The 25064-nt window shown below is 66.1% G+C and carries 25 protein-coding genes; 22 read left to right on the plus strand and 3 right to left on the minus strand.

Features of this window, described 5'->3' with window-relative positions:
- Window positions 1–2 precede the first annotated feature (2 nt).
- Window positions 3–374 carry a DUF485 domain-containing protein gene (locus MUG94_RS05540; protein WP_227891256.1) on the plus strand — a complete coding sequence of 124 codons (372 nt, stop codon included), beginning with the start codon at window positions 3–5 and terminating at the stop codon, window positions 372–374.
- Window positions 371–1996 (plus strand): solute symporter family protein, encoded by a 1626-nt coding sequence (locus MUG94_RS05545; protein ID WP_227908139.1) that lies wholly within the window; start codon window positions 371–373, stop codon window positions 1994–1996. Before MUG94_RS05540 ends, MUG94_RS05545 begins: the two co-directional genes overlap by 4 nt.
- A 110-nt stretch (window positions 1997–2106) precedes the next feature.
- Here the strand turns inward: MUG94_RS05545 and MUG94_RS05550 are convergent, their stop codons facing one another.
- Complete coding sequence (locus MUG94_RS05550) at window positions 2107–2580, minus strand: Lrp/AsnC family transcriptional regulator (protein ID WP_227891252.1); 474 nt, start codon at window positions 2578–2580, stop codon at window positions 2107–2109.
- Window positions 2581–2746: 166 nt separating this feature from the next.
- Between MUG94_RS05550 and pdhA the strand changes: the two genes are divergently transcribed.
- The 3 genes from pdhA to MUG94_RS05565 are packed head-to-tail and all read left to right on the plus strand — an operon-like array spanning window position 2747 to window position 6452.
- Window positions 2747–3931: a pyruvate dehydrogenase (acetyl-transferring) E1 component subunit alpha gene (gene pdhA, locus MUG94_RS05555; protein WP_423724379.1), complete on the plus strand. Its 1185-nt coding sequence runs from the start codon at window positions 2747–2749 to the stop codon at window positions 3929–3931.
- Complete coding sequence (locus tag MUG94_RS05560) at window positions 3928–4965, plus strand: alpha-ketoacid dehydrogenase subunit beta (RefSeq protein WP_227908140.1); 1038 nt, start codon at window positions 3928–3930, stop codon at window positions 4963–4965. The genes pdhA and MUG94_RS05560 overlap by 4 nt, the downstream gene beginning before the upstream one ends.
- Window positions 4962–6452 (plus strand): dihydrolipoamide acetyltransferase family protein, encoded by a 1491-nt coding sequence (locus tag MUG94_RS05565; RefSeq protein WP_227908141.1) that lies wholly within the window; start codon window positions 4962–4964, stop codon window positions 6450–6452. The genes MUG94_RS05560 and MUG94_RS05565 overlap by 4 nt, the downstream gene beginning before the upstream one ends.
- Before the next feature lie 48 nt (window positions 6453–6500).
- Here MUG94_RS05565 and MUG94_RS05570 read toward each other — a convergent pair whose 3' ends face one another.
- Together MUG94_RS05570 and MUG94_RS05575 are read right to left on the minus strand one after the other, a co-directional pair.
- Window positions 6501–6968: a GNAT family N-acetyltransferase gene (locus MUG94_RS05570; RefSeq protein ID WP_227908142.1), complete on the minus strand. Its 468-nt coding sequence runs from the start codon at window positions 6966–6968 to the stop codon at window positions 6501–6503.
- Between the two features lie 37 nt (window positions 6969–7005).
- Entirely contained in the window at window positions 7006–7662 is a 657-nt protein-coding gene (locus MUG94_RS05575) for a TetR/AcrR family transcriptional regulator (RefSeq protein WP_227908143.1), read from the minus strand.
- A 159-nt stretch (window positions 7663–7821) separates the two neighbouring features.
- Between MUG94_RS05575 and MUG94_RS05580 the strand changes: the two genes are divergently transcribed.
- From MUG94_RS05580 to MUG94_RS05660, 17 genes are all read left to right on the plus strand, one after another.
- Window positions 7822–9426 carry a carboxyl transferase domain-containing protein gene (locus MUG94_RS05580; RefSeq protein ID WP_227908144.1) on the plus strand — a complete coding sequence of 535 codons (1605 nt, stop codon included), beginning with the start codon at window positions 7822–7824 and terminating at the stop codon, window positions 9424–9426.
- Window positions 9427–9433: 7 nt separating this feature from the next.
- The gene (locus MUG94_RS05585; RefSeq protein ID WP_227908145.1) at window positions 9434–11623 is read left to right on the plus strand and encodes an acetyl/propionyl/methylcrotonyl-CoA carboxylase subunit alpha; all 2190 of its coding nucleotides are present in this window, start codon (window positions 9434–9436) and stop codon (window positions 11621–11623) included.
- On the plus strand, window positions 11610–12785 hold the full coding sequence (locus MUG94_RS05590; RefSeq protein WP_227908146.1) for an acyl-CoA dehydrogenase family protein: 1176 nt from the start codon (window positions 11610–11612) through the stop codon (window positions 12783–12785). Before MUG94_RS05585 ends, MUG94_RS05590 begins: the two co-directional genes overlap by 14 nt.
- Before the next feature lie 68 nt (window positions 12786–12853).
- Window positions 12854–13633, plus strand: coding sequence for a CoA transferase subunit A (locus tag MUG94_RS05595; protein ID WP_227891241.1), 780 nt, complete (start codon window positions 12854–12856; stop codon window positions 13631–13633).
- A gap of 1 nt (window position 13634) precedes the next feature.
- On the plus strand, window positions 13635–14276 hold the full coding sequence (locus tag MUG94_RS05600) for a CoA transferase subunit B (RefSeq protein ID WP_227891240.1): 642 nt from the start codon (window positions 13635–13637) through the stop codon (window positions 14274–14276).
- Between the two features lie 31 nt (window positions 14277–14307).
- On the plus strand, window positions 14308–14793 hold the full coding sequence (locus MUG94_RS05605) for a MaoC family dehydratase (RefSeq protein ID WP_227908207.1): 486 nt from the start codon (window positions 14308–14310) through the stop codon (window positions 14791–14793).
- A gap of 108 nt (window positions 14794–14901) precedes the next feature.
- Complete coding sequence (locus tag MUG94_RS05610; protein ID WP_227908208.1) at window positions 14902–15699, plus strand: HpcH/HpaI aldolase/citrate lyase family protein; 798 nt, start codon at window positions 14902–14904, stop codon at window positions 15697–15699.
- A gap of 110 nt (window positions 15700–15809) precedes the next feature.
- Window positions 15810–16484 (plus strand): SDR family oxidoreductase, encoded by a 675-nt coding sequence (locus MUG94_RS05615; RefSeq protein WP_227891239.1) that lies wholly within the window; start codon window positions 15810–15812, stop codon window positions 16482–16484.
- 511 nt (window positions 16485–16995) lie between these two features.
- Window positions 16996–18240 (plus strand): 1-deoxy-D-xylulose-5-phosphate reductoisomerase, encoded by a 1245-nt coding sequence (dxr, locus tag MUG94_RS05620; RefSeq protein WP_227908147.1) that lies wholly within the window; start codon window positions 16996–16998, stop codon window positions 18238–18240.
- A gap of 39 nt (window positions 18241–18279) precedes the next feature.
- The gene (locus MUG94_RS05625; RefSeq protein ID WP_227891236.1) at window positions 18280–19626 is read left to right on the plus strand and encodes a M50 family metallopeptidase; all 1347 of its coding nucleotides are present in this window, start codon (window positions 18280–18282) and stop codon (window positions 19624–19626) included.
- 95 nt (window positions 19627–19721) lie between these two features.
- Window positions 19722–20381: a MarR family transcriptional regulator gene (locus MUG94_RS05630; protein WP_227908148.1), complete on the plus strand. Its 660-nt coding sequence runs from the start codon at window positions 19722–19724 to the stop codon at window positions 20379–20381.
- On the plus strand, window positions 20378–20869 hold the full coding sequence (locus MUG94_RS05635; RefSeq protein ID WP_227908149.1) for a hypothetical protein: 492 nt from the start codon (window positions 20378–20380) through the stop codon (window positions 20867–20869). Before MUG94_RS05630 ends, MUG94_RS05635 begins: the two co-directional genes overlap by 4 nt.
- A gap of 25 nt (window positions 20870–20894) precedes the next feature.
- Complete coding sequence (locus tag MUG94_RS05640; protein WP_227891232.1) at window positions 20895–21185, plus strand: YciI family protein; 291 nt, start codon at window positions 20895–20897, stop codon at window positions 21183–21185.
- Between the two features lie 111 nt (window positions 21186–21296).
- Window positions 21297–22463 (plus strand): flavodoxin-dependent (E)-4-hydroxy-3-methylbut-2-enyl-diphosphate synthase, encoded by a 1167-nt coding sequence (gene ispG, locus MUG94_RS05645; protein ID WP_227891796.1) that lies wholly within the window; start codon window positions 21297–21299, stop codon window positions 22461–22463.
- A 4-nt stretch (window positions 22464–22467) separates the two neighbouring features.
- Window positions 22468–23343 carry a GNAT family N-acetyltransferase gene (locus MUG94_RS05650; RefSeq protein WP_341482160.1) on the plus strand — a complete coding sequence of 292 codons (876 nt, stop codon included), beginning with the start codon at window positions 22468–22470 and terminating at the stop codon, window positions 23341–23343.
- Between the two features lie 143 nt (window positions 23344–23486).
- Window positions 23487–24209: a hypothetical protein gene (locus tag MUG94_RS05655; RefSeq protein WP_227908150.1), complete on the plus strand. Its 723-nt coding sequence runs from the start codon at window positions 23487–23489 to the stop codon at window positions 24207–24209.
- A 102-nt stretch (window positions 24210–24311) separates the two neighbouring features.
- Complete coding sequence (locus MUG94_RS05660; protein ID WP_227908151.1) at window positions 24312–25034, plus strand: hypothetical protein; 723 nt, start codon at window positions 24312–24314, stop codon at window positions 25032–25034.
- The last annotated feature ends 30 nt before the right edge of the window (window positions 25035–25064 follow it).

Here is a 25064-nt window from a genome sequence, read left to right on the forward strand (position 1 = left end):
CGATGGCAAAACAGCAATCCACCGGATCAGGCGCCCATGCGGCGCCGGTCGATTTCACGGAGGTTCAAAAATCTCCTGAGCTGCAGGAGCTGCGCAAGCGGCAGCGCAGCTTTATTTTCCCCATGGCCGTGATCTTCCTGGTCTGGTACTTCGCCTATGTGCTGCTGGCTGACTACGCCCACGACTTCATGTCCACCCAGGTCTGGGGCAACATCAACATCGGCCTGATCCTGGGACTGCTGCAGTTCGTCACGACCTTCGGCATCACCATGTGGTACGTCAGCTACGCCAACCGCCGGATGGATCCCATTGCCGCGGACCTGCGCGAAAAACTTGAGGCCAAGGGCGTCTCGCGTCCGGAGGAGACCAAATGAGAACGGTGAACATCACGGCGGCCGAGGTGTCCGCCGAGGCTGTCCGGGAAACCGGCTGGCTGAACATGCTGATCTTCGGCCTTTTCGTGGCCGTGACGCTCGTCGTCGTGCTTCGGGCCAGCCGCAACAACAAGACCGCGGCGGATTACTACGCCGCCGGCCGGTCCTTCACCGGACCGCAGAACGGCACGGCCATTGCCGGGGACTATCTCTCAGCGGCGTCCTTCCTGGGCATCGTGGGAGCCATCGCCATCAACGGCTATGACGGCTTCCTCTACTCCATCGGATTCCTGGTGGCCTGGCTGGTGGCACTGCTCCTGGTGGCTGAAATGCTCCGCAATACGGGCAAGTTCACCATGGCTGATGTGCTGTCCTTCCGCCTGAAGCAGCGCCCGGTCCGGATCGCGGCCGCGATCACCACCCTGGCTGTCTGCTTCTTCTACCTGCTGGCCCAGATGGCCGGCGCCGGCGGGCTTGTCTCCCTGCTGATGGGCATCGACTCCAAGATCGGCCAGTCCCTGGTCATCACCGTCGTCGGCGGACTGATGATCATCTATGTACTGATCGGCGGCATGAAGGGCACCACCTGGGTGCAGATCATCAAGGCCTGCCTGCTCATTGCCGGTGCGGGCATCATGACCATCTGGGTCCTGGCGCTTAACGGTTTCAACCTGTCCGAACTGCTGGGCTCCGCCGTGGAAATGTCCGGAAACCCGGAGCTCCTGAACCCGGGCCTCCAGTACGGCAAGACCGGCACCACCCGCCTGGACTTCGTGTCCCTGGGCATGGCCCTGGTACTTGGCACCGCAGCCCTGCCGCACGTGCTGATGCGTTTCTACACGGTGCCCACGGCCAAGGAAGCCCGCCGCTCCGTGGTTTGGGCCATCTGGCTGATCGGCATCTTCTACCTGTTCACCCTGATCCTGGGCTACGGTGCCGCTGCGCTGATCCCGGCCGAGACCATCACCTCCGCTCCCGGCGGCGTGAACTCTGCGGCTCCGCTGCTGGCCTTCGCCCTCGGCGGACCGGTGCTGCTGGGATTGATCGCTGCAGTGGCCTTCGCGACTATCCTGGCCGTGGTGGCGGGCCTGACCATCACGGCGGCCGCTTCCTTCGCCCATGACATTTACGCGAACGTCATCCGCAAGGGCAAGGTGGATGCCGACGGCGAGGTCAAGGTGGCCCGCCGGACGGTAATCGTCATCGGAGTGGTGTCCATCCTCGGCGGCATTGGTGCGCAGGGGCAGAACGTTGCCTTCCTGGTGGCCCTGGCCTTCGCGGTAGCGGCCAGCGCCAACCTGCCCACCATCCTGTACTCGCTCTACTGGCGGCGCTTCAACACCCAGGGCGCCATCTGGAGCATGTACGGCGGCCTGGGATCCGCCATCCTGCTGATCCTTCTCTCGCCGGTCTTCTCCGGGTCCGAGACGTCCATGGTTTCGGGCATCGACATCTCGATCTTCCCGCTGAACAACCCGGGACTGGTGTCCATCCCGCTGGCCTTCTTCCTTGGCTGGCTGGGAACCGTTGTGGGCAAGGACGACGAGTCTCCTCAGAAGCAGGCGGAAATGGAAGTCCGGTCTCTGACCGGCGTCGGCGCGGAAAAGGCAGTGGACCACTAGCCCCGCCCGACCTCAAATGCTGGGGGGACACCCGGGTTCCGTACTTCGGTACGGAATCCGGGTGTTTTGGGTTAACCCGGCGGTGCGGGTCAGCTGGGTTCAGACGCCGTTCAGGCGCCGGCCTCGCCGCGCTCCAGCAGCGGCGAGACGCGGAAGGGAATGAGCTCGCCCATGGCCAGGTTGGTGTCACAGCGTTCGACGCCGGACACCGCAAGGATTGCCTTGTTGACGCGGAACAGGTCCTCGGCGTCCTCCGCCACCACGCGCAGCAGGATGTCTGCGTCACCGGTCAGTCCGTGCGCCTCCACCACCTCGGGGATGCCGGCCAGCGCCTCGGTAATCTCCGCCAGCCGCTGCTGCTGCACGTGCACATGAACAAAAGCCATCAGCGGATAGCCCAGGGCGGCCGGGCTGATTCTGCGCTCAAAGGACAGGAACACCGACTTCTTTTCCAGTTGTGTCAGCCGGGCCTGGACGGTGTTGCGGGAGATGCCGAGGGCACTGGCCAGCGCGACCACTGTCCGCCGGGGGTCCTTTGCCATCGCCAGAAGCAGTCGGGTGTCGGTACTGTCCAGCAGGCGCATAGTGCGAAAGATTAGCACGGCGTTGAGGCGGGTCGTAGGGCATAGTGCTCAGCGATGGTGTTGATGGTTGTGCCACCTGCTGAGTGTGAGTAGTGTCACACTTATCCGGGCAACGTCGCCCGGGCATCGGTTCGGTCCCGCCACCCCTGGGGCCCAACACGGAAGGATGCGTACCGACGTGTCTCTGCATACTCCTGTTCGACCCCCTCAGGATGCCGGCGCCAGCGCGTCCGGCCCCTACGTCCAGCTGGTCCGCCCCGACGGCTCCCGGGCACCCTCCTCCTATGACCACTGGGTCTCCGATGTTGACGCCGACCAGCTGCGCAGCCTCTACGAGGACATGGTCATCATCCGCCGGATCGATACAGAGGCCACCGCACTCCAGCGCCAGGGCCAGCTGGGGCTCTGGCCCCCGCTGCTGGGCCAGGAAGCCGCCCAAATCGGTTCCGCCCGCACCCTGCGTCCCAGTGACTTTGTCTTCGGCAGCTACCGGGAAAACGGCGTCGCCTGGTGCCGCGGCGTGGATCCGGAATCCCTGATGCGGGTGTGGCGCGGCAATGCCGCCGCCGGCTGGGATCCCTTCACCGTCAACATGGCACCCACCCAGGTGATCATTGGCGCCCAGGCACTGCATGCCGCCGGTTACGGCATGGGCGTGGTCGCCGACGGCACGGACGACGCCGTCATCACCTACTTCGGCGACGGCGCCACCAGCCAGGGAGACGTGAATGAGGCAATGGTCTTCGCGGCCAGCTTCCACACGCCCGTTGTCTTCTTCTGCTCCAACAACCAGTGGGCCATCTCCGAGCCGGTGGGCCTGCAGGCACAGGTTCCGATCGCCAACCGTGCCCCCGGATTCGGCATTCCCTCCGTCCGGGTGGACGGCAACGACGTGCTTGCGGTGATGGCAGTGACCCGCGAAGCCCTGGAACGGGCGCGCAGCGGGGGAGGCCCCAGCTTCATCGAGGCCGTCACCTACCGGATGGGCCCGCACACCACAGCGGATGATCCCACCCGGTACCGCGACGCCGCGGAACTGGAGGAGTGGCGGGCCAAGGATCCGATCAGCCGCGTGGAAGCACTCCTGCGCGCCGAAGGCCATTTCACCGAGGAGTTCGCGGCCTCGGTGGCCGCCTCAGCGGATGCCGTTGCCGCCGAGCTGCGCAGCTCCTGCATCAACATGCCCGCGCCGCCGGCCCTGGACATCTTTGCCCACGTTTACGCCGAGCCCAACTCCTGGCTGGAAAACCAGCAGGCGGACTATGAGCGCTACCTTGCCCTTTATGGCGCAGAGGGCGACGGCGGCACCCACCCGGCGGACAATGCCGGAGTGAACGGAGAGTCCGCATGAGCACCATGACTTTTGGCCGGGCCATCAACGCCGGCCTGCGCGCCGCCATGGAGGCCGATCCCAAGGTAGTCCTGATGGGCGAGGACATCGGCACCCTCGGCGGTGTCTTCCGCATCACCGACGGACTCAAGAAGGACTTCGGCGGGCAGCGCGTGATCGACACCCCGCTGGCGGAATCCGGGATCATGGGCACCGCCGTCGGGCTGGCGTTCCGCGGCTACCGCCCGGTGGTCGAAATCCAGTTCGACGGATTCATCTATCCGGCCTTTGACCAGATTGTCTGCCAGGTTGCCAAGATGCATTACCGCAGCCGCGGAACGGTCAACATGCCGCTGACCATCCGGGTCCCGTTCGGCGGCGGCATCGGTTCGCCCGAACACCACTCGGAATCCCCGGAAGCCTACTTCACGCACACCTCAGGGCTGCGCGTTGTCAGCGTGTCCAACCCCCAGGATGCCTACACCATGATTCAGCAGGCCATCGCGTCCAACGATCCGGTGCTGTACTTCGAGCCCAAGCGCCGCTATCACGTCAAGGGCGAGGTCAATGAAACGCTCGACGGCGCACTGCCGATGGGCGCCGCGCGCGTTGTCACCGAGGGGACCGACGTCACCCTGGTGACCTACGGGCCGCTGGTCATGACCGCTGTCGACGCCGCCGTGGCCGCCTCCGACGAGGGCGTCTCCGTGGAGGTCATCGACCTGAGGTCACTGTCTCCGGTGGACTTCGCCACCGTGGAGGCGTCGGTGCGCAAAACCGGGCGGCTCGTCATCACCCACGAGGCCGGCCAGTCCGGCGGCGTGGGCGCCGAGATCTCCGCCAGTATTACCGAGCGCTGCTTCGACTATCTCGAGCACGCTCCCGTGCGGGTCACCGGATTCGACGTTCCGTATCCGTCTTCCAAGCTGGAACACCACCATTTGCCGGACCTCGACAGGATCCTGGACGGTGTGGACCGCGCCATGCGCCGCCCCAACTCCCTGAGCCCGCTCGGCACTGCCGGAGCCGCCGCTCTTGAAGGAGCCGGCCTGTGATCAAGGAATTCCTGCTGCCGGATCTGGGCGAAGGCCTCACCGAGTCTGAAATTGTCACCTGGTATGTGGCTGTGGGCGACAAGGTGACGTTGAACCAGGTCATTGCCGACGTCGAGACGGCCAAAGCCGTGGTGGAACTGCCCTCGCCCTATGCCGGAACGGTCGCGCAGCTGCATGAACAGGCCGGCACCGTGGTGGAAGTCGGCGCCCCCATTGTGTCGTTCGACGTGGGCGGCGGAACCGATCCGAGCAGCGGAACCGATTCCAGCAGCAAAGCACCTGCGGGCAGCGCAACCGCCGAAGGCATTGCGCCGGCCGCGTTCGCCCCGGCAGAACCACAGAAACGCACGCCAAACCTCGTGGGATACGGTGCCGTGCCGGAGCGGACCGGCAGGCCGGCCCGCCGGCGCTGGCTGACCGAAGCACCGGCACCGGCGCAGGTTGCCTCAACGCCAATCGCTTCACCGCCCGCTGCTCCGCCGCCCGCCGTTCCAGCGGGATCGGCCATCGTGGCAGATGATTCCTCGGCGCCGGCAGCTGAACGCCCGCGGTCCACTCCGCCGGTGCGCAAGCTGGCACGGGACTTGGGTGTCGATCTGACGGACATTGATGGAACGGGGCCCAACGGGCTGATCGTCCGCACCGATGTCACCCGTGCAGCGGAGCAAAACGCTGATGTGGCCGATGTGCTGGGTGATGTTGCGGCGCCGGTGCCGGACTTTGGCGCGGACCCGCTGCCGCCGTCGTCCGATGCCCTGCCGCTGTCCGTCGCTGGAACTTCCCGTGCCCGCGAGGAACGGATTCCCATTGCCGGGATGCGCAAACACACCGCGGCGGCGATGGTCGCCAGTGCCTTTACCGCACCGCATGTGACCGTCTTCCTGACCGTTGACGTCACCGCGTCCATGGAGCTGCTGGCGCGGCTTCGCGGGCAGACGGCGTTCGACGGCGTGAAACTCACGCCGCTGACGCTGGCGGCCAAGGCGGTGTGCCTGGCGCTTTCGCGGCATCCGTCACTGAACTCGCGCTGGGACGAAGCAGCCCGGGAGATTGTGCAGTACCGCTATGTGAACCTGGGCATCGCGGCGGCCACTCCGCGCGGGTTGATGGTTCCGAACGTTAAGGATGCCCAGTCGCTCGGTCTGCGTGAGCTTGCTGCCGCTTTGGGAACGCTGGCGCAGACCGCCAGGGCGGGCAAGACCACGCCGGCGGACCTTGGCGGGGGAACGTTCTCCATTTCCAACGTGGGGGTCTTCGGCATCGACGCCGGAACACCCATCCTCAACCCGGGCGAAGCGGGCATCCTGGCGCTCGGCGCGGTCCGGGAGCAGCCCTGGGTGCATGAAGGTGCACTCGCGGTGCGCCAGGTGATGACCCTCAGCCTCTCCTTCGACCACCGGCTGGTCGACGGCGAACAGGGCGCCCGCTTCCTGAGCGACGTGGGAGCGGTGCTGACGGAACCGGCAATGGCGCTTGCGCTGATGTAGCTGGCGGACGGTCCGCCGGATGCTCCGGCGGACCGCCCTCGCAGCGCCCTAGCGCAGCTCGAGCTCGAGTTCGCGCACCACGGCGCCGCGTGCGTTGGCGAAGCCCTGCGTCTCGCCCACCACGGTGAAGCCGTACTTCTCCAGGATGGCGATGGAGCCTGCGTTGTCCGCCACGGCCCGTGCCCGGATGGGCCGCTCCGAGAATTCCGCCAGGAACTGCCCGACGGCATTGGTCGTGATGCCCTGGCCCCAGTGATTGGTGTCAATCCAGTAACTGATCTCCGGGATGCCGCCGTCACGGTAGGCCATGATGCCGCCGACCACGTCGCCGTCGGCCACAATGGTGCGGACCGTCACGCTGGGGTCGTTCAGGATGGTCTGCCAGTGGTGGTCAAACACACCGCGGTCGGAAGGATTCTTGGCGGCAAACGCCGTCATATGGTTGGCGCTTGGATCCAGCTGATGGGTAAAGAATTCATCCAGGTCGGCGGGAACTACGGCACGAAGCTCAATCACAGCAGGTCTTTCTGCTCGAGGGGTTTGGTTCAGGGTACTAGGCATTCAGGGCCGCCCAGGCCATTGTTTCCAGCAGCGACCGCAGCCGTGCCGTCTCCCGGGGCCTCATTTTGCCGAACAGCGTATGCGAGGTGGAGTTGATGAGTCCGAAGACGGCCTGGGCGCGGTGCCGCAGCAGCGGGAGGCCGCAATCGGGATGCAGGGCAGACAGGGCGTCAACCCACACCTCCACGTACTGGCGCTGGAGGGACCGGACAGTGCGTTCGTCCTCGGCGGGCAGGCTGTTGAGGTCCCGGTCCTGGACCCGGATCACGTTGGCCTGGCGCAGGGCGAAGTCCACCTGGAATTCCACCAGTCCGCGCAGGGCCGCCTCGGCCGTGGCGGACTCGGCCATCACGGCCTTTCCGCCCTCCAGCAGGTCCTCGCTGACACCGACCAGGAGCGCCGACAGGACAGCGGGCTTGCCGCTGAAATGCCGGTAGACGGCCGGGCCGCTGACGCCTGCGGCGGCGCCGAGTTCTTCAATGGAGACGCCGTTGTAACCGCGTTCGGCGAAAAGCGAGGCGGCGGCGTCCAGCATCGCTGCCCGGCGGGATGCCTTGGCCAGACTTCGTCCGGTGGCTCGGGCGGCCGGTATGGGGGTTCCTTGTTTCGAAGGCGCTGCGGGGGATGCTTCTTCTTTGGCTGCGTCCATGCCAACCTTTCCGGCAGATTCGATTCACAAGCAACCTCCATTGTGGTGGACAGGTGAGTTAATAACCAATAACCTGACTTGAGTTAGCAGTCATTAACTGGCGCCGGTGCTTCCGGCATATGCGGGGAACCGCCGCCCGCGCTGAGCAGAGAGACGTCAATGGAGACCCTTGCAACCCGGCTCGATCCCGCAGCACCCGAGTACGCCCGCAACGCCGTCGCACAGGCTGAGCTTGCCCAGGACCTGCGCAAGCGCCTGGCGCAGGCCGCCCTTGGCGGTCCCGAACGGTCCCGGGACCGCCATGCCGCCCGGGGAAAGCTGCTGCCCCGCGAACGCGTGGACCGGCTGCTGGATGAAGGCAGCCCGTTCCTTGAGATTTCGCCGCTGGCGGCGGACGGCATGTACGACGGCGAGTGCCCCGGGGCGGGACTGATCGCCGGGATCGGCCTGGTGCAGGGCCGGCATGTGATGGTGTTGTCCAACGACGCCACCGTCAAAGGCGGCACCTACTATCCAATGACGGTCAAAAAACACCTGCGGGCACAGGAAATTGCGCTGGAGAACCGTCTGCCGTGCATCTACCTGGTGGATTCCGGCGGCGCCTTCCTGCCCAAGCAGGACGACGTTTTCCCGGACCGGGAGCATTTCGGCCGCATCTTCTACAACCAAGCGCAGATGTCCGCCCGCAAGATTCCGCAGATTTCCGCGGTGCTGGGTTCCTGCACGGCGGGCGGGGCCTACGTCCCGGCCATGAGCGATGAAACGGTCATTGTCCGCAACCAGGGCACCATCTTCCTGGGCGGTCCACCGCTGGTGAAGGCCGCCATCGGCGAAGTGGTCACCGCGGAAGAGCTCGGCGGAGGAGACCTGCACTCGCGCGTCAGCGGAGTCACCGACCATCTGGCGGACAATGACGCCCACGCGCTGGAAATCGTGCGCACCATCGTGGAAACCCTGCCCGAGCACGCCCCGGCCTGGGAGATCCTGCCGACCCGGCCGCCGTCGTACTCCGAAGAGGAAATCTACGGAACGGTGCCCGCGGACCTGCAGACCCCCTACGACGTGCGCGAACTGATCGCCCGCCTGGTGGACGGCAGCGAGTTCTCCGAATTCAAGAAGGAATACGGCGCCACCCTGGTCACCGGCTTCGCCCGGCTGCACGGGCACCGCGTGGGCATCGTGGCCAACAACGGCGTCCTGTTCTCCGAATCCGCACTCAAGGGCGCGCACTTCATCGAGCTGTGCGATCAGCGCGGCATTCCGCTGATCTTCCTGCAGAACATCTCCGGATTCATGGTGGGCCGCGATTACGAGGCCGGCGGCATCGCCAAAAACGGCGCCAAAATGGTCACCGCCGTGGCCACCTGCCGGGTTCCCAAGCTCACCGTGATTGTGGGCGGCTCCTTCGGTGCCGGCAACTACTCCATGTGCGGGCGCGCGTACTCGCCGCGCTTTTTGTGGATGTGGCCCGCGGCCCGGATCTCGGTGATGGGCGGCGCCCAGGCCTCCTCCGTCCTGGCCACCGTCAAGCGTGACCAGCTGGAAGCCCGCGGCGAGGAATGGGCCGTGGAGGACGAAGAAGCATTCAAGGCACCCATCCGCGACACCTACGAAACCCAGGGCAGCCCGTACTACTCCACAGCCCGGCTGTGGGATGACGGCGTCATCGACCCGGCGGACACCCGCACCGTCCTGGGCCTGGCCCTGGACGTGTGCGCCAACGCCCCGCTGCCGGAGACCTCCTTCGGCCTGTTCCGGATGTGAGGCAGAAATGACCGAAAAGCTCTTCGACACCGTCCTGGTAGCCAATCGCGGCGAAATCGCCTGCCGCATCATCGCCACCCTGCGGCGGATGGGCATCCGTTCCGCTGCGGTGTACAGCGACGACGACGCCGGCGCCCGGCACGTGCGTGAAGCCGACATCGCGGTGCGGCTGGGTCCGGCCGCACCCCGGGAAAGCTACCTCAACGTGGAGGCCGTCCTGACCGCATGCCGGGCAACGGGCGCGCAGGCAGTCCACCCGGGTTACGGCTTCCTCAGCGAGTCCCTCGATTTCGCGCGCGCGCTGGACACGGCCGGAATCGTGTTCATCGGTCCCGGAGTGAAGGCCCTGGAACTGATGGGGGACAAGATCCGGTCCAAGAACCATGTCTCCTCCCACGGGGTTCCCGTGGTTCCCGGCATCGCCGAGCCCGGACTGACCGATGAGCAGCTCATCGCCGCCGCGGCCGGGGTGGGGTTTCCGCTGCTGATCAAGCCTTCCGCCGGGGGAGGCGGCAAGGGCATGCACGTGGTGGAGCGGACGGAGCAGCTCCCGGATGTACTGCCCACCGCACGCCGGGTGGCCGCTTCGGCCTTTGGCGATGACACCCTCTTCCTGGAACGGCTCATCGCGGTGCCCCGGCACATCGAAGTGCAGATCCTGGCGGACACGCATGGCAACGTCATTCACTTGGGGGAGCGGGAGTGCTCGCTGCAGCGACGGCACCAGAAAGTCATTGAGGAAGCACCGTCGGTCCTGCTGGACGAGGCGACGCGTGCCCGGATCGGCGAAGCGGCCTGTGACGCCGCCCGGTCCGTGGACTACACCGGCGCCGGCACAGTGGAATTCCTGGTCTCCGATGCGTCACCGGGTGAGTTCTTCTTCATGGAGATGAACACGCGGCTGCAGGTGGAGCATCCGGTCACGGAAATGGTCACCGGACTGGACCTGGTGGAATGGCAGGTGCGCATTGCCGCCGGAGAAAAGCTGGACCTGGACCAGGGCGATGTCCGCCTGCACGGACACGCCGTTGAGGCCCGCGTTTACGCGGAAAACCCGGCCCGGGACTTCCTGCCCACCTCCGGTCAGGTGCACATCCTGCAGGAGCCTTCGGGGGAGGGAATCCGGGTGGACTCCTCCCTGCTTCCCGGTCTGACGGTATCTTCGAGCTATGACCCGATGCTGGCGAAGATTATCGCCTGGGGCCCGGACCGGGACACCGCGCTGCGCCGGCTGGACGCGGCGCTGGCGCAGACGGTCATCCTTGGCATCGGCACCAACATTGAATACCTGCGCCTGCTGATCAATGACCGGGATGTGCGGGCCGGACGCCTGGACACCACTTTGATCGAGCGCAAGCTGCCGGACCTGGCCTTCCGCCGCCCCGGCGAGGCGGAACTGGCAGCCGCAGCGCTGGCGACGGCGGAGGGACTCGCGGCTCCGACCCCCTCTCCGGCCTCGTCACCGGCGCCCTCACCGACCCCCGCGCCGTGGCGCCGCGCCGACGGCTGGCGGGTGGGCGCCCACGCCCCGCTGACCCTGGTGTTCGCCGCGGCGGATCCCCGGCATCCCGACGACGTCGTGACCGTCCGCGGCAATCCCTCCGGTGCCGGTGCCGATGCAATCGTCACCGTCAACGGCGGACCGGAGCGGCGGACCTCGCTGAGCCGGGACGGGCACCGTGCCTTGGTGACGCTGAACGGCGTCGTACATCCGTTGATGCTGGCCTCGCTTCCCGGCGACGGCAGCGCGGGGACCACCCTGTGGACCGGCGACGCCGGCTATGCCGCGCCCCTGCGGCGCAGGACCCGGGCTGAACTGCTGGCCGCGGACCGGGCGGCCGCCGGACGGGCGGAGGGCGCCGCCGATCCTGTGCTGCGCTCGCCGATGCCCGGAACCGTGGTGGCCGTGGCAGTGGCCGACGGCGACCGGGTCACCGCCGGGCAGCCGCTGCTCAGCGTTGAGGCCATGAAGATGGAACACCAGCTTGTTGCTCCGGCCGACGGCACCGTGTCCCTGAACCTGCGCCCCGGCGACCTGGTGAAGGCCGACCAGGTGCTCGCCGTGGTGACGGCCGATCCCGAACCTGTTGGACCCGAAGAACCCGGAGAACCTGAAGAACCCTTAGCATCCCCGGCCGCAGCTTCCGCCGCCGGAACACCCGAACCGCGTGAAGGAGCAGGACATGCCGGATTTTGAACTGAGCGAGGACTACCAGGACCTGGTGGACATGGTCCGCGACTTCGCGGACACCGTGGTGGCACCCGTCTCCGCCCAGCACGACGAAGAGCACAGCTTCCCGTACAAGGTAGTGGCCCAGATGGGTGAGATGGGCCTGTTCGGCCTGCCCTTCCCGGAAGAGTTCGGCGGCATGGGCGGCGACTACTTTGCCCTCGCCCTGGCCCTGGAGCAGCTGGCCCGGGTGGACCAGTCAGTGGCCATCACCCTCGAAGCCGGCGTGTCCCTGGGCGCCATGCCCGTCTACCGGTTTGGCACCGAGGAGCAGAAACAGCAGTGGCTGCCCATGCTGGCCTCAGGGGAGGCGCTCGCAGGTTTCGGACTGACCGAGTCCGAGGCCGGATCGGACGCCGGCGGCACCCGCACCAAGGCCTACCGGGACAACGGACAGTGGGTGATTGATGGAACCAAGCAGTTCATCACCAACTCCGGCACCGACATCACGCGCCTGGTCACCGTCACCGCCGTCACCGGCACCTCCGAAGTCCCGGACGGGCAGGGCGGCACCCGGGTCAAGAAGCAGATCTCCACCATCCTGGTCCCCACTGACACTCCGGGGTTCACAGCGGAAAAGGCCTACAACAAGGTGGGCTGGAACGCTTCGGACACCCATCCGCTCACGCTGGACAATGTGCGCGTCCCGGAAGCAAACCTGCTTGGCGCCGAGGGGCGCGGGTATGCAAACTTCCTGCAGATCCTCGATGAAGGGCGCATAGCCATCGCCGCATTGGCCACGGGCGCGGCACAGGGCTGCGTGGAGGAGGCGCTGCGCTACGCCAAGGAGCGGGAACAATTCGGCGCAGCCATCGGCACCAACCAGGCCATCTCCTTCAAGATCGCCCGCATGCAGACCCGCGCCCACACCGCCCGCCTGGCCTACTACGACGCAGCGGCGCGGATGTTGGCCGGCAAGCCGTTCAAGACCCAGGCCGCCATGGCCAAGCTGGTGGCCGGTGAAGCTGCCATGGACAACGCCCGCGACGCCACCCAGATCTTTGGCGGCTACGGGTTCATCAACGAGTACCGCGTGGCCCGGCACTACCGCGATTCCAAGATCCTCGAAGTCGGCGAGGGCACCACCGAGGTTCAGCTGATGCTCATTGCCCGCGAACTGGGGCTCTAGGATAGGCGGAACACTCCGGTGGAGTGCATGGCAGGTTGGTCAAGGACGATTAACGAACGGACACATTCATGATTGACAAGGTGATAGCCACGGCTGCCGAAGCCGTAGCCGACATCCCCGACGGTGCCTCGCTGGCAGTGGGCGGCTTTGGGCTGTGCGGGATTCCCGTGGTGCTGATCGACGCCCTCCACGATCAGGGAGCCACCGATCTGGAAACGGTGAGCAACAACTGCGGCGTCGACGACTGGGGGCTGGGCCGGCTGCTTGCCGATCACCGCATCCGCCGAACCGTGAGTTCCTACGTCGGTGAAAACAAGGAATTTGCCCGCCAGTTCCTCGCCGGGGAGCTGGAGGTCATCCTGACACCGCAGGGCACGCTCGCGGAAAAGCTCAGGGCCGGCGGCGCCGGAATTCCCGCCTTTTACACCAGCGCCGGAGTGGGCACACAGGTCAGCGAGGGCGGGCTGCCGCAAAAGTACGACGCCGACGGCACAGTCCTGCAGGCATCGGATCCCAAGGAAGTGCGGACCTTCCGCGACGCACCGTTTGTGCTGGAAGAATCCCTCACCCCGGATTACGCCCTGGTGCATGCGTGGAAGGGGGACCGGCACGGAAACCTCGTGTTCTCGGCCACCGCCATGAACTTCAACCCGCTCTGCGCCATGGCCGGGCAAATCACGATTGCCGAAGTGGAGGAACTGGTGGAACCCGGCGAGCTGGACCCCGCATCCGTCCACGTCCCCGGAATCTTTGTCCAGCGCGTGGTGGAGGTGGGGCCCGGAGAGAAGCGCATTGAAAAACGCACCGTGACCCCCGCAGCCGCCTCAACTTCCCAGAAGGAGGCCTGACATGGCCCTGACCCGTGAAGAACTGGCCGCCCGGGTGGCCCGCGAACTGGAAAACGGACAGTACGTCAACCTCGGCATCGGCATGCCCACGCTCATCCCCAACTACATTCCCGAGGGAGTGGAAGTGGTGCTGCACTCCGAAAACGGGGTGCTCGGCGTCGGGCCCTATCCGCTGGAAGAAGACCTGAACCCGGACCTGATCAACGCCGGGAAGGAAACCGTGACGGTGAACTCCGGTGCATCGTTCTTTGATTCCGCGGCGTCTTTCGGCATGGTGCGCGGCGGGCACGTGGACGTAGCCGTGCTGGGCGCCATGGAAGTGGCTGCCAACGGGGACCTCGCCAACTGGATGATCCCGGGCAAGATGGTCAAGGGGATGGGCGGGGCCATGGACCTGGTGTTCGGCGCCAAGCGGCTGATCGTGATGATGGACCACACCGACCGCAGCGGCAATCCGAAGATTGTCTCGGAATGCTCCCTGCCCCTGACTGGACGAGCCTGCGTGAACCTGATCATCACTGACCTTGCCGTCATTGAGGTGGGCCCGGAGGGACTGATCCTGCGGGAAACGGCCCCGGGAGTCAGCGTGGATGAGGTCATCGCCGCCACTGGTGCACCCCTGGAGGTAAGCCTTGACGTATGAGGAACCGGACGCCGGCACCGAAGAGCTGGCCATGGCACCGCGTGTCGTGGAGCAGCGCGGGCTCTGGTTCGAGGAGTTCGAACCCGGGGCGGTGTACCGGCACCGGCCCGGGCGCACCGTCACGGAGGCGGACAACGTCCTGTTCACCACCCTGACCATGAACACCCAGGGGCTGCATCTGGACGCCGCCTACAGTGCGGAGCAGCCGTTTGGGCAGCGGCTCGTGAACTCCATGTTCACGCTGGCCACCATGGTGGGCCAATCCGTGGGCCAGCTGACCCAGGGCACCCTGGTGGCGCAGCTGGGGCTGGGAGACATCAGTTTCCCGATGCCGCTTTTCCACGGGGACACCCTGTACACGGAAACGGAAGTGCTGGACAAGCGGCTCTCCGGCTCTCGCCCGGGCCAGGGAATTGTCACCTTGGCGCACACGGGCAGGAACCAGTCCGGTGACGTCGTGGGGCGGTGTACCCGGACCGCCCTGGTGTGGACGCAGGCAGCCGGCAACCCCGAGTGACGGGACGGCACCGGCACCGTTTGCAGGCAGACGGGCGCGTGGGTGCGGAAGGATAAGTTGAAGGCAACGATCCAAACTGAAGGAGATCTCGGCGTGACCACATTCCCCATGGGACCAGCACTGCTCTTTTGCCCGGGAGACCGGCCGGAACGGTTTGCCAAAGCAGCCGAGCGGGCAGATGCGGTGATCCTCGACCTGGAAGACGCCGTCGCACCCGCAGACAAGGAAGCCGCCCGCCGGAACCTCATCGCCTCCACCCTCGATCCGGCCACCACCATGGTGCGCGTCAATCCCGTGGGAACCGAGGACTTCGAAAAGGATCTTGAGGCCGTGCGGCAAACCCCGTACCGGACCTTGATGGTGGCCAAATCCGAAGACGCTTCCGCCATGGGCGAGGCGCTCGCCGACTTCACCGTCGTCGCGCTGCTGGAAACCGCCCTGGGCGTGGTTCGGGCTCCGGAGATTGCCCAGCTTTCCTGTGTTGCCGCGCTGATGTGGGGTGCCGAGGACCTGATGGCCTCCCTGGGCGGTGACTCCAGCCGCGGTCCGGACGGCACGTATCGCGGTGTTGCCCTGCACGCCCGCGCTGCCGTGCTGCTGGCAGCCGGCGCGTTCGGCAAGGGTGCCATCGACTCGATCTACGGCAACATTGGGGACACTCAGGGACTGGAAGTGGAAGCGCGGGACGCCGTGGCTTCCGGATTCGCTGCGAAGGCCTGCATCCATCCCGGCCAGGTGGCGGCGGTCCGGGCTGCCTATGCGCCGTCCGAGGACGAGGTTTCCTATGCTTCCGACGTGATCGCCGAAGCCGCGAACCACGGCGGTGTCTTTAGCTTCCGCGGTGAGATGATCGACGGTCCGCTGCTGAAGCAGGCACGCCAGACCCTGCGCCGGGCAGGCCGCTGACGTGCCCTGCGGTTGACTGCTGGTGCCTGCCCGCGGCTGGCTGCAGGACCTGAGCCGGATTTGCGGCGTGCACCCGGGACACCGGCAGTTCGCTGCGCTACCTTCGAGAGATGCGCATAGTAATAGCAGGAGCCCATGGACAGATTGCCCGCGAACTGGGCAGGCTGCTCGTCGCCCACGATCATGACGTCGCCGGCCTGATCCGCAACCCCGACCAGGCGGCGGACCTTGAGTCCGACGGCGTGGCTCCTGTGGTGATCGACTTGGAGAACAGCCTGCTGGACGATGTCCTCCAGGTGCTGACCGGAGCTGATGCTGCTGTGTTCGCCGCCGGCGCGGGGCCGGGCAGCGGAGCGGAGCGCAAGGACAGCGTTGACCGCGGCGCCGCGGTGCTCCTCGCGGAAGCAGCCGAACAGGCCGGTGTGGTCCGCTTCGTCCAAATTTCCTCCGTGGGTCTGGACGCAGTGCGGGACGGTGCCCGTCCAGAGGGACTGGACGACGTCATGTATGCCTACCTCACGGCCAAGCTCGCGGCCGAGGAGGACCTGAAAACACGGGACCTGGACTGGACCATCCTGCGTCCGGGACGGTTGACCAACGATCCCGCTGAGGGACTGGTGGATTTGGCACCCTCGGTGGAGCAGGGCAGCATTCCCCGCCACGACGTCGCCGCCGTCCTGGCCGAGCTGATAAACAGCGGCCGCGGCAGCCGGCAGGTCCTGGAAGTTGTCACCGGTTCGTCGAGCATCCCGGATGCCGTGGCGGCGCTGCCCATCACGCTCTAGCGGCGTTCCTGCGCTGTCAGGCCACGTGTGCGCAGATGTGCCGCGATGCTGGGCGCAGCCATCCAACCTGTGTGCAGGTATGGCGACTGCGAACGGCGGGAAGCCGCCATACCTGCACACTGGATGAGCTGGCGGCGGCAGGAAGCCGCCAAAGCTGCACCCTCGTTGGCAGTGCCGGATCTTTCGTGCAGATAACGGGCCTTGCCAAAATCCTCTGTGCAGATCAGGGGCCTATTCGGGCCGAATGCCCATGAATGAGCCCGTTATCTGCACGAAGGATTGGCGCGGTGCCTGTTTGAGCCCGTTATCTGCACGATGGATTGGTGCGGTGCCTGTTTGAGCCCGTTATCCGCACGAAGGTTCCCGGGAAACCGCCGCACGTCCGGGCCGTCCCTCCCGACGGAGAGTCATCGAAGGCTTCCGGACCGTTCCGGCTGCTTCCAGGCACTCCCGTCCCTTCCGGTCCCCGTCCCGACCGCGCCGGACCGTCCGGGTGGGCGATACTGGAAGCATGCAGCTTCCCGGAACTTCAGGCACCCCGTCCGCAGCCACCCACCGGCCCTTCGGCAGCACCGAAGGCGTGCCCCGCCGCGTGGTGCTTCTGGGCTCCACCGGTTCCATTGGCACCCAAGCCATCGACGTGGCGGACGCTGCCCCGGACCGCTTCACCATCGTCGCGCTCGCCGCTGGCGGCTCCAACCTGGACCTGCTCGCGCAGCAGGCCGTCCATACCCGGGCCGCCGCCGTGGGTTGCGCCCTGGCGGACAACGACACCCTGCACAAAGCCGTGCAGGACGCCGCCCGCGCCGCCGGCGTCACGGACTACGATCCCGAGCTTTTCACCGGCCCCTCCGCCGCCACCGCCATTGCCGCCTGGCCCGAAGCCGAAGTGGTGCTCAACGGCATCACCGGCTCCATCGGCTTGGAACCCACCCTGGCGGCGCTGGCTGCCGGACACCTGCTGGCCCTGGCCAACAAGGAATCCCTGATTGTCGGGGGAGAGCTGATCAAGAAGGCCGCCGCCCCCGGACAGCTGGTACCCGTGGACTCGGAACACTCCGCCCTGGCCCAGGCGCTGCGTTCCGGCACGCCGGAGGAAGTGGACCGGCTGGTGGTCACCGCCTCCGGCGGACCGTTCCGCGGCATGAACCGGGCCGAACTCCAGAACGTCACCCCCGATCAGGCGCTGGCCCACCCCACGTGGAAAATGGGACGGATGGTCACCACCAACTCGGCGTCGATGGTCAACAAGGCACTGGAAGTCATCGAAGCCCACCTGCTCTTCGATATCCCGCTGGAACGGATCGACGTCGTTGTCCATCCCCAGTCAGTGGTCCATTCCATGGTCCAGTTCGTGGACGGCTCTACCATCGCCCAGGCCTCGCCGCCGGACATGCGCCTGCCGATTGCCCTGGGCATGGGCTGGCCGCACCGCGTGCCCGGAGCCGCGAAGCCCTGCGACTGGTCCAAGGCCGCGGAGTGGACGTTCGAGCCGTTGGACGAAGAGGCCTTCCCCGCCGTCGCGCTGGCCAAGCGCACCGCCGCGGCCGGCGGCACCGGCATGGCCGTTTACAACGCCGCCAACGAAGAAGCCGTGGACGCCTTCCATGACGGTCTCATTGGATTCACAGACATCGTTGATACGATCTCCGCCGTACTGGCCGAACACACCGACACAGCGCCATTGACGCTGGAGTCCGTGCTGGCAGCTGAGAAGTGGGCCCGCGCGGCTGCACGGGAACGCTGCGGGCGCTGAAGCCATGACCCGTTGTTCCGTTGAACCTAAGGAAATCCGTTGACCGTTCTGCTCTTCATCCTGGGCGTCTTGTTCGTGGCGGTGGGCATCGCCGTGTCCATTGCGCTGCACGAGGTGGGCCACCTGGTGCCGGCGAAGGCCTTCAAGGTCCGGGTGACGCAGTACATGATCGGGTTCGGTCCCACTGTGTTCTCCCGGCGCCGCGGCGAAACCGAATACGGCGTCAAGGCGCTGCCGCTGGGCGGTTACGTTTCCATGGTGGGCATGTACCCGCCCAACAAGGCCGACGACGCCGACGGCACGGTCCGGAGCTCCAGCACCGGAATGTTCCAGCAGTTGGCCACGGATGCCCGGGCGGCTGCCGCCGAGCAGCTTCAGCCCGGCGACGAGAACCGGATGTTCTACAACCTGCCGATCTGGAAGCGGATCATCGTCATGCTCGGCGGGCCCTTCATGAACCTGCTGATCGGCGTCGTGCTTTTCGCCGTGCTGCTCATGGGATTCGGCACGGCACAGACAACCACCCGGCTCGCCGAGGTCAATCAATGCGTGATCACCTCCGACCAGGCCGCGCAGGGTCAGACGGAATGCACGGACGCGGATCCTGCCGCTCCCGCGTATGAAGCAGGGCTGCTGCCCGGTGACACCATCACCGCCTTTGACGGGCAGCCGGTGAACGGCTGGACCGATCTCTCGGAGCGGATCAGGGAAGCCGCGGGCCGGTCGGTTTCCGTCACCTATGTGCGCGACGGCGTCGAGCAGGACACCATGATCACCCCGCTGCTCACTGAGCGTCCGGTGACCGACGACGACGGCGCCCCCGTCACCGACGACGCCGGCAACCCGGTGACCAAGGAAGTTGGATTCATCGGGGTGGCCGCCGACACGGAACTGGTCCGGCAGCCGGGCACCGAGGTCCTGCCCGCGGTGGGGGACAACCTGCGCAGCATTGCCGGAGTGGTCATTAACCTGCCGCAGCGGGTCGTGGACGTGGCGCAGGCAGCGTTCTCCTCGGAAGAGCGTGATCCGAACGGGCCGATCAGCGTGGTGGGCGTGGGCCGCATCGCCGGTGAAATCTCAGCCCTCGAGGAAGTGCCCGTTGCCAGCAAGGTGGCCACTCTGGTGGGCCTGGTGGCCAGCGTGAACCTGGCACTGTTCGTGTTCAACCTGATCCCGCTGCTGCCGCTGGACGGCGGCCACGTGGCGGGAGCGCTCTGGGAGGGGCTGCGCCGGCGCATAGCAAAGCTGTTCAAGCGGCCCGACCCGGGCCACTTCGATCTGGCGAAAATGCTGCCCGTGACCTACGTGGTGTTTGCCCTGCTGATGGGGATGAGTGTCCTGCTCATCTACGCGGACATCGTGAAACCGGTCAGCCTTTTCAACTAGGCGGCGCAACACCGCGACCCCGGCGCGCCGGACCGGACCCGAACTTGAACCCGTGAACGGTTGTTATTTGAATTACAACCGCATACGGTTTCAACATGTTTGTGCTGACGATTGATCAAAAAGGCAGCCGCAGCGGCCGGGACCGCGTGCCGGACCTGCTGGAGCTGCTGGGGTCCGTGCCCATGGACCGGCCCTTCGAGCGGTCGGTCGGCGATGAAGTCCAGGGCATCACCAGCGATGCCGGCGCGGCGGTGGAGGCGGCGCTGCGCGCCCTGCGGAACGGCCACTGGTCCGTGGGCATCGGCGTCGGTGCAGTGGATTTGCCCTTGCCGGCCACAACCCGGGAAGCCTCGGGGCCGGCGTTCGTGGCAGCGCGTGAAGCCGTGGAGCGGGCCAAGAAGACCGGTGACCGTCCGCCCCTGGCCGTGGCCGGAGCGCCCGGTGCCGCTGATGCCGAGGCCGTTCTTGTGCTGATCGGACGGCTGATCCGGGACCGCACCCCTGAACAGTGGCGGATCCTGGAACACGTTGAGCCCGGAACCTGGGGTTCGCAGAGCGCCGCGGCCCGCCGGCTCGGAATCAGTCCGCAGTCCGTGGGCAAGACCACGGCCCGCGCCGGATGGCAGGAAGAATGGGCAGCCCGTCCCGCGGCGGCCGTGCTCCTCGCCCGCGCCGATGATCTGGCCCGCGGAAATGATCCGGCCAGCATCCACGCCACGCCGGGTGCCGCCGCCGACGGAACGGAGCTCCGATGACGGATTTCATCTGGATTGTCCTGACCCTGCTGGCTGCAGCAGCCCTGGGATGGCCCGTCACGGCAGTCGTGCTCCGCCTGGCCCGGGCCGTGGAAAGCTCCGGCCCGCCGTTCTCCGAAGCCGATCCGGCAGCAGACCAGAACCTCGATGCCGGTTTCGGCGCCGAGCCCCAAGCAGTTACGGACACGGCAGGGCCCGGCGGAACGGTGACCCCGGTGCGGGCAGGGCCGATCAGGCGCGCCCCGGCTCCGGGATCCGTGCTCCGGGGAGGCCTGATGATCGGCGTGCTGGAAAGGCTCGCTGTTGCCGGCGCCATCCTCGGCTCCGAACCGGTGGCGATCGCCTACGTGGTGGCGATCAAGGGCCTGGGCCGGTATGCCGAGCTGAAGGAAACCCCGGCCGCAGCCGAGCGCTTCATCATCGGCACCCTGGCCTCCATGCTGTGGGCTGTGGCGGTGGCCACGGCGGCGCGTGCCTTCCTCTTGTGAGAGGGGCATCCCGTAGGCTGGGGCAATGAGCATTTTCGCAGTTGAATACGTGTACGACGCCGACTCCGCCGCCCTCCGTGACGAGCACCGCCCCCGCCACCGCCAGTGGCTGTCCGGTCTGGCGGAAGAGGGCCGCGTGCTGGCCTCGGGTCCGTTCGTGGACGGAGCGGGAGCGCTGCTCATCTTCACCGCTGAAGATGAGGCGGATCTGGTGTCCCTGCTGAAGCAGGACCCCTTTGCCGCCGTCGGCGCCATTTCCGGGATGAAGACCACGCAGTGGTCACCGGCGGTAGGCGCGTTCGCCCACCTCGTCTAAGCCCTGAACGATATTCGCACACCCCGCACCCGTCAGGGTGGATAATGGATTAGCGCGGATCCGTACCGTGCTTTTGCCGAATAACTGCCGATGAGGCACATGGAGGACGTTTTGACCTCGGTCAACCTTGGAATGCCAGCAGCACCGCCGCCCACCCTGGCACCGCGGCGAAAAACCCGCCAGATCAAAGTGGGCTCGGTGGGAGTCGGCTCCGATTTCCCCATCAGCGTCCAGTCCATGACGACCACGCCCACCACGGACATCAACGCGACCCTGCAGCAGATCGCAGAGTTGACGGCCTCGGGCTGTGACATTGTGCGCGTCGCGTGCCCCAGTGCCGACGACGCCGCCGCTTTGCCCATCATTGCCAAGAAGTCGCAGATTCCCGTGATTGCGGACATCCACTTCCAGCCGAAGTATGTCTTTGCGGCCATCGACGCCGGCTGCGCCGCCGTTCGCGTGAACCCCGGAAACATCCGCAAGTTCGATGACCAGATCAAGGAAATCGCGCAGGCGGCAAAGGATCATGGAACATCCATCCGCATCGGCGTCAACGCCGGCTCGCTGGATCCCCGGTTGCTGGCCAAGTACGGCAAGGCAACGCCTGAGGCGCTGGTGGAATCCGCTGTCTGGGAGGCGTCCCTCTTCGAGGAGCACGATTTCCACGACTTCAAGATTTCCGTCAAGCACAATGATCCCGTGGTCATGGTCCGGGCCTACGAGCTCCTGGCCGAACGCGGCGACTGGCCGCTGCACCTGGGTGTGACCGAAGCCGGTCCGGCGTTCCAGGGAACCATCAAGTCCGCCACCGCCTTCGGGGCACTCCTGTCCAAGGGCATCGGCGACACCATCCGCGTCTCCCTGTCGGCTCCGCCGGTGGAGGAAATCAAGGTGGGCAACCAGATCCTGCAGTCGCTGAACCTGCGTCCGCGGAAGCTGGAAATCGTGTCCTGCCCGTCCTGCGGCCGCGCCCAGGTGGACGTGTACACTCTCGCTGAGCAGGTCACCGCCGGACTTGAGGGCATGGAGGTTCCGCTCCGCGTCGCCGTCATGGGCTGCGTGGTCAATGGACCGGGCGAGGCCCGCGAAGCTGACCTCGGAGTGGCCTCGGGCAACGGCAAGGGCCAGATCTTTGTGAAGGGAGAAGTCATCAAGACTGTTCCCGAAGACCAGATCGTTGAGACCCTCATTGAAGAGGCTATGAAGATCGCAGAGAGCATGGGGGAGCCTGATGGCGAAAATGCTGGCACGGGTGGCCCCATGGTTACTGTCGGCTAAAACCGTGACAACCGTCCGCAGCGGACAGGACGTCCGCGGCGGCAGTTCCGGTACGCTGCGGATCCTTGGCGGCGAGGACACTGCGGCTCTCCGCGCCCTCGCCGAGCAGGACCCGGTGGCGAACATCTTTCTGCTGTCCCACCTCGAAACAACCCGCACGGCGGCGCCCACTTCGGCCGGCGGACGGATTGTGGGGGTGTTCGACGGCGGAGACCTCACCGCGGCCTGCTGGTCCGGCGTCAACGTGGTTCCGGTGGGGGTGACGGCTGAGAACGGGCCGGAAATTGGCCGGTTCCTCGGCCGGTCGGGGCACCGCTATTCCTCCATCTTTGGTCCGGCGGAAGCCGTGCTGTCCATTTGGTCCGAGCTGCAGCACTCCAGCCCCCGGCCCTTCGACGTGCGCAGCGACCAGCCCCTGCTCCAGATGACCGGAGTTTCCCCGGTGCAGCCGGCTCCGGGACTGCGCTACGCCCAGCCTTCGGAACTGGATGTCCTGCTGCCGGCCTGCGCCGCCATGTTCGAAGAGGAAGTGGGCTATTCGCCGATCAGCGGCGGGAGCCACCACTACCGGCAGCGGGTCAAGTCCCTCATTGCCCGCCGGCAGTCCCTGGTGGACTTCGATGCCTCAGGCCAGGTGGTGTTCAAAGCCGAGCTGGGCACGGTTTCCAGCAGTGCGGTTCAGGTGCAGGGCGTGTGGATGAACCCCGCCTACCGCGGCCGCGGACTGAGCGCCCCCTATATGTCAGCCGTGGTTGAGGCAGCCCGGCAGGTTGCCCCGCTGGTGAGCCTGTACGTCAATTCCTACAATGCTCCGGCCCGCGCCACCTATGAGGCCGTGGGATTCGAGCAGGTGGGCACCTTCGCCACCATCCTCTTCTGAAGCGCCGTGTCCTGAAACGCCGCAATTTCGCGTGAGGCGCGTCACGGCCCTAGGATCGTCAGTGCACTTCCGATGAGGAACGTGCATTGACTATCACGTTCCGTCGCCGGTCTGGCCGGCAGCGGAGCAACACTGGGGGAAACATGAAGAACACCATGAAAGCCGGTGCCCTGTTGCTTGCGGGAATGCTGGCTCTTTCTGCCTGCGGCAGTTCCGATGAGCCGGCCGAGGCCTCGGACGGAGAGACAGTGTCCTCCCCGTCGCCAACGGCCACACTGGCCGTCGGGCAGGAGCAGTACACAGCAGATGAACTCCTTGCGGCCCTCGAGGCAGTGAACGCCGCTCAGGGCGGAACCGGCGTCATATCCGACGATGCGACCCTCCGTCAGTACCTGGACGAGCAGTCACTGCCCGAGGGCATCACGATTACCCCCGCGACGTGCGAGGGGATCGCCAGTTTCGCGAACTTCTTCGGGGATGTGGAGCAGGCCAACATTGCGTCCGTGAGACTCGGCTCCGATCAGAAGCTCACGCTGGTCAGCCACCCGGAAGCCTCGGCCCTGGACACGCTGATGGAGGACAATGAAACCGGGCTGAGCGAATGCGCCGAGTTTGAGATGGGCGACGACGAATTCACCGCCGCCGGCACCACTGAGCGCCGCGATGTGTCCACGGAGGCACCGACAACGCAGGCCTTCACCCTGACGATGACTGCCGAAGGCACCACCCTGAGCGGTTTGAAGGTCTCAGCCGCTTCGGGCACCACCAACGTTGTGGTCACCGACAGTGACGCAGCGGACCCGGAGGAAGCATCAGCCCAGGCCGCGGAACTCATCGACGCGGTCCTCGCGGAGCTGGAGAAGTAAGCACTGCACAAGCTTGGTCCTTTCCGAACGGGAAGGTACAGGAATCAACAGCACGGTTGCCCGGGAACGGCCCGGCCAACAGAAAATACTGGGGGAACAACCATGAAGAAATCCATGAAAGCCGGAGCACTGCTTGTGGCAGGCGTTTTTGCACTTTCCGGCTGCGGCAGTTCGGACGACGGCAGCGAGGCCGCGTCCGAATCCTCGCCGTCGGCAACCGCCACGCCCACGCCCACCCTGGCCGTGGGCCAGAGCCAGTACACGCCGGAAGAGCTTGAGGCCGCACTCCAGGCCGTCAAGGCTGATCAGGGCCTGAGTGGAGAAATCGCCAATCAGGAAATGCTCAGTCCGCTGCTTCAGGAAGCCCCGGATGCCTTGGCCGGAGTCACCATCACCCCTGAAAAGTGTGATGTGCTGGCCACCACCGACATCGCAGGCATACTGGAAAGCGCCAACATGGCGATGCTGATGCTCACGGCAACGGATATGCTGATGATTGCCAGTCATCCGGACGAATCGGTGATGGAAAAGCAGTTCGCCGATAACAGCCTCCTGCTGGAAGAATGTGCGCAATTCCAGATGGAAGCTGCCGGACAGGTCATGACCGCGAGCATCGAACCCGTTGACGCGACGACGGATGCCGAGCAGACGCAGGCCTTCCGGACGGCCATCACCGCAGGCGAGGAAGTGACCGAATCAACGCAGCTCAGCGTCGTCTCCGGCACCACCAATATCCAGATCACGTTGAATGGCCCCGAGGGCGGCGCATCCATGTCCAAGGCCGAGGATCTCGCCAACGCCCTGCTCGCAGAACTGGCGAAGTAGCTGACACAACCCCCGCAACCAACCGTTCAG

Source organism: Arthrobacter gengyunqii (assembly GCF_023022985.1).
Lineage (GTDB): Bacteria > Actinomycetota > Actinomycetes > Actinomycetales > Micrococcaceae > Arthrobacter_B > Arthrobacter_B gengyunqii.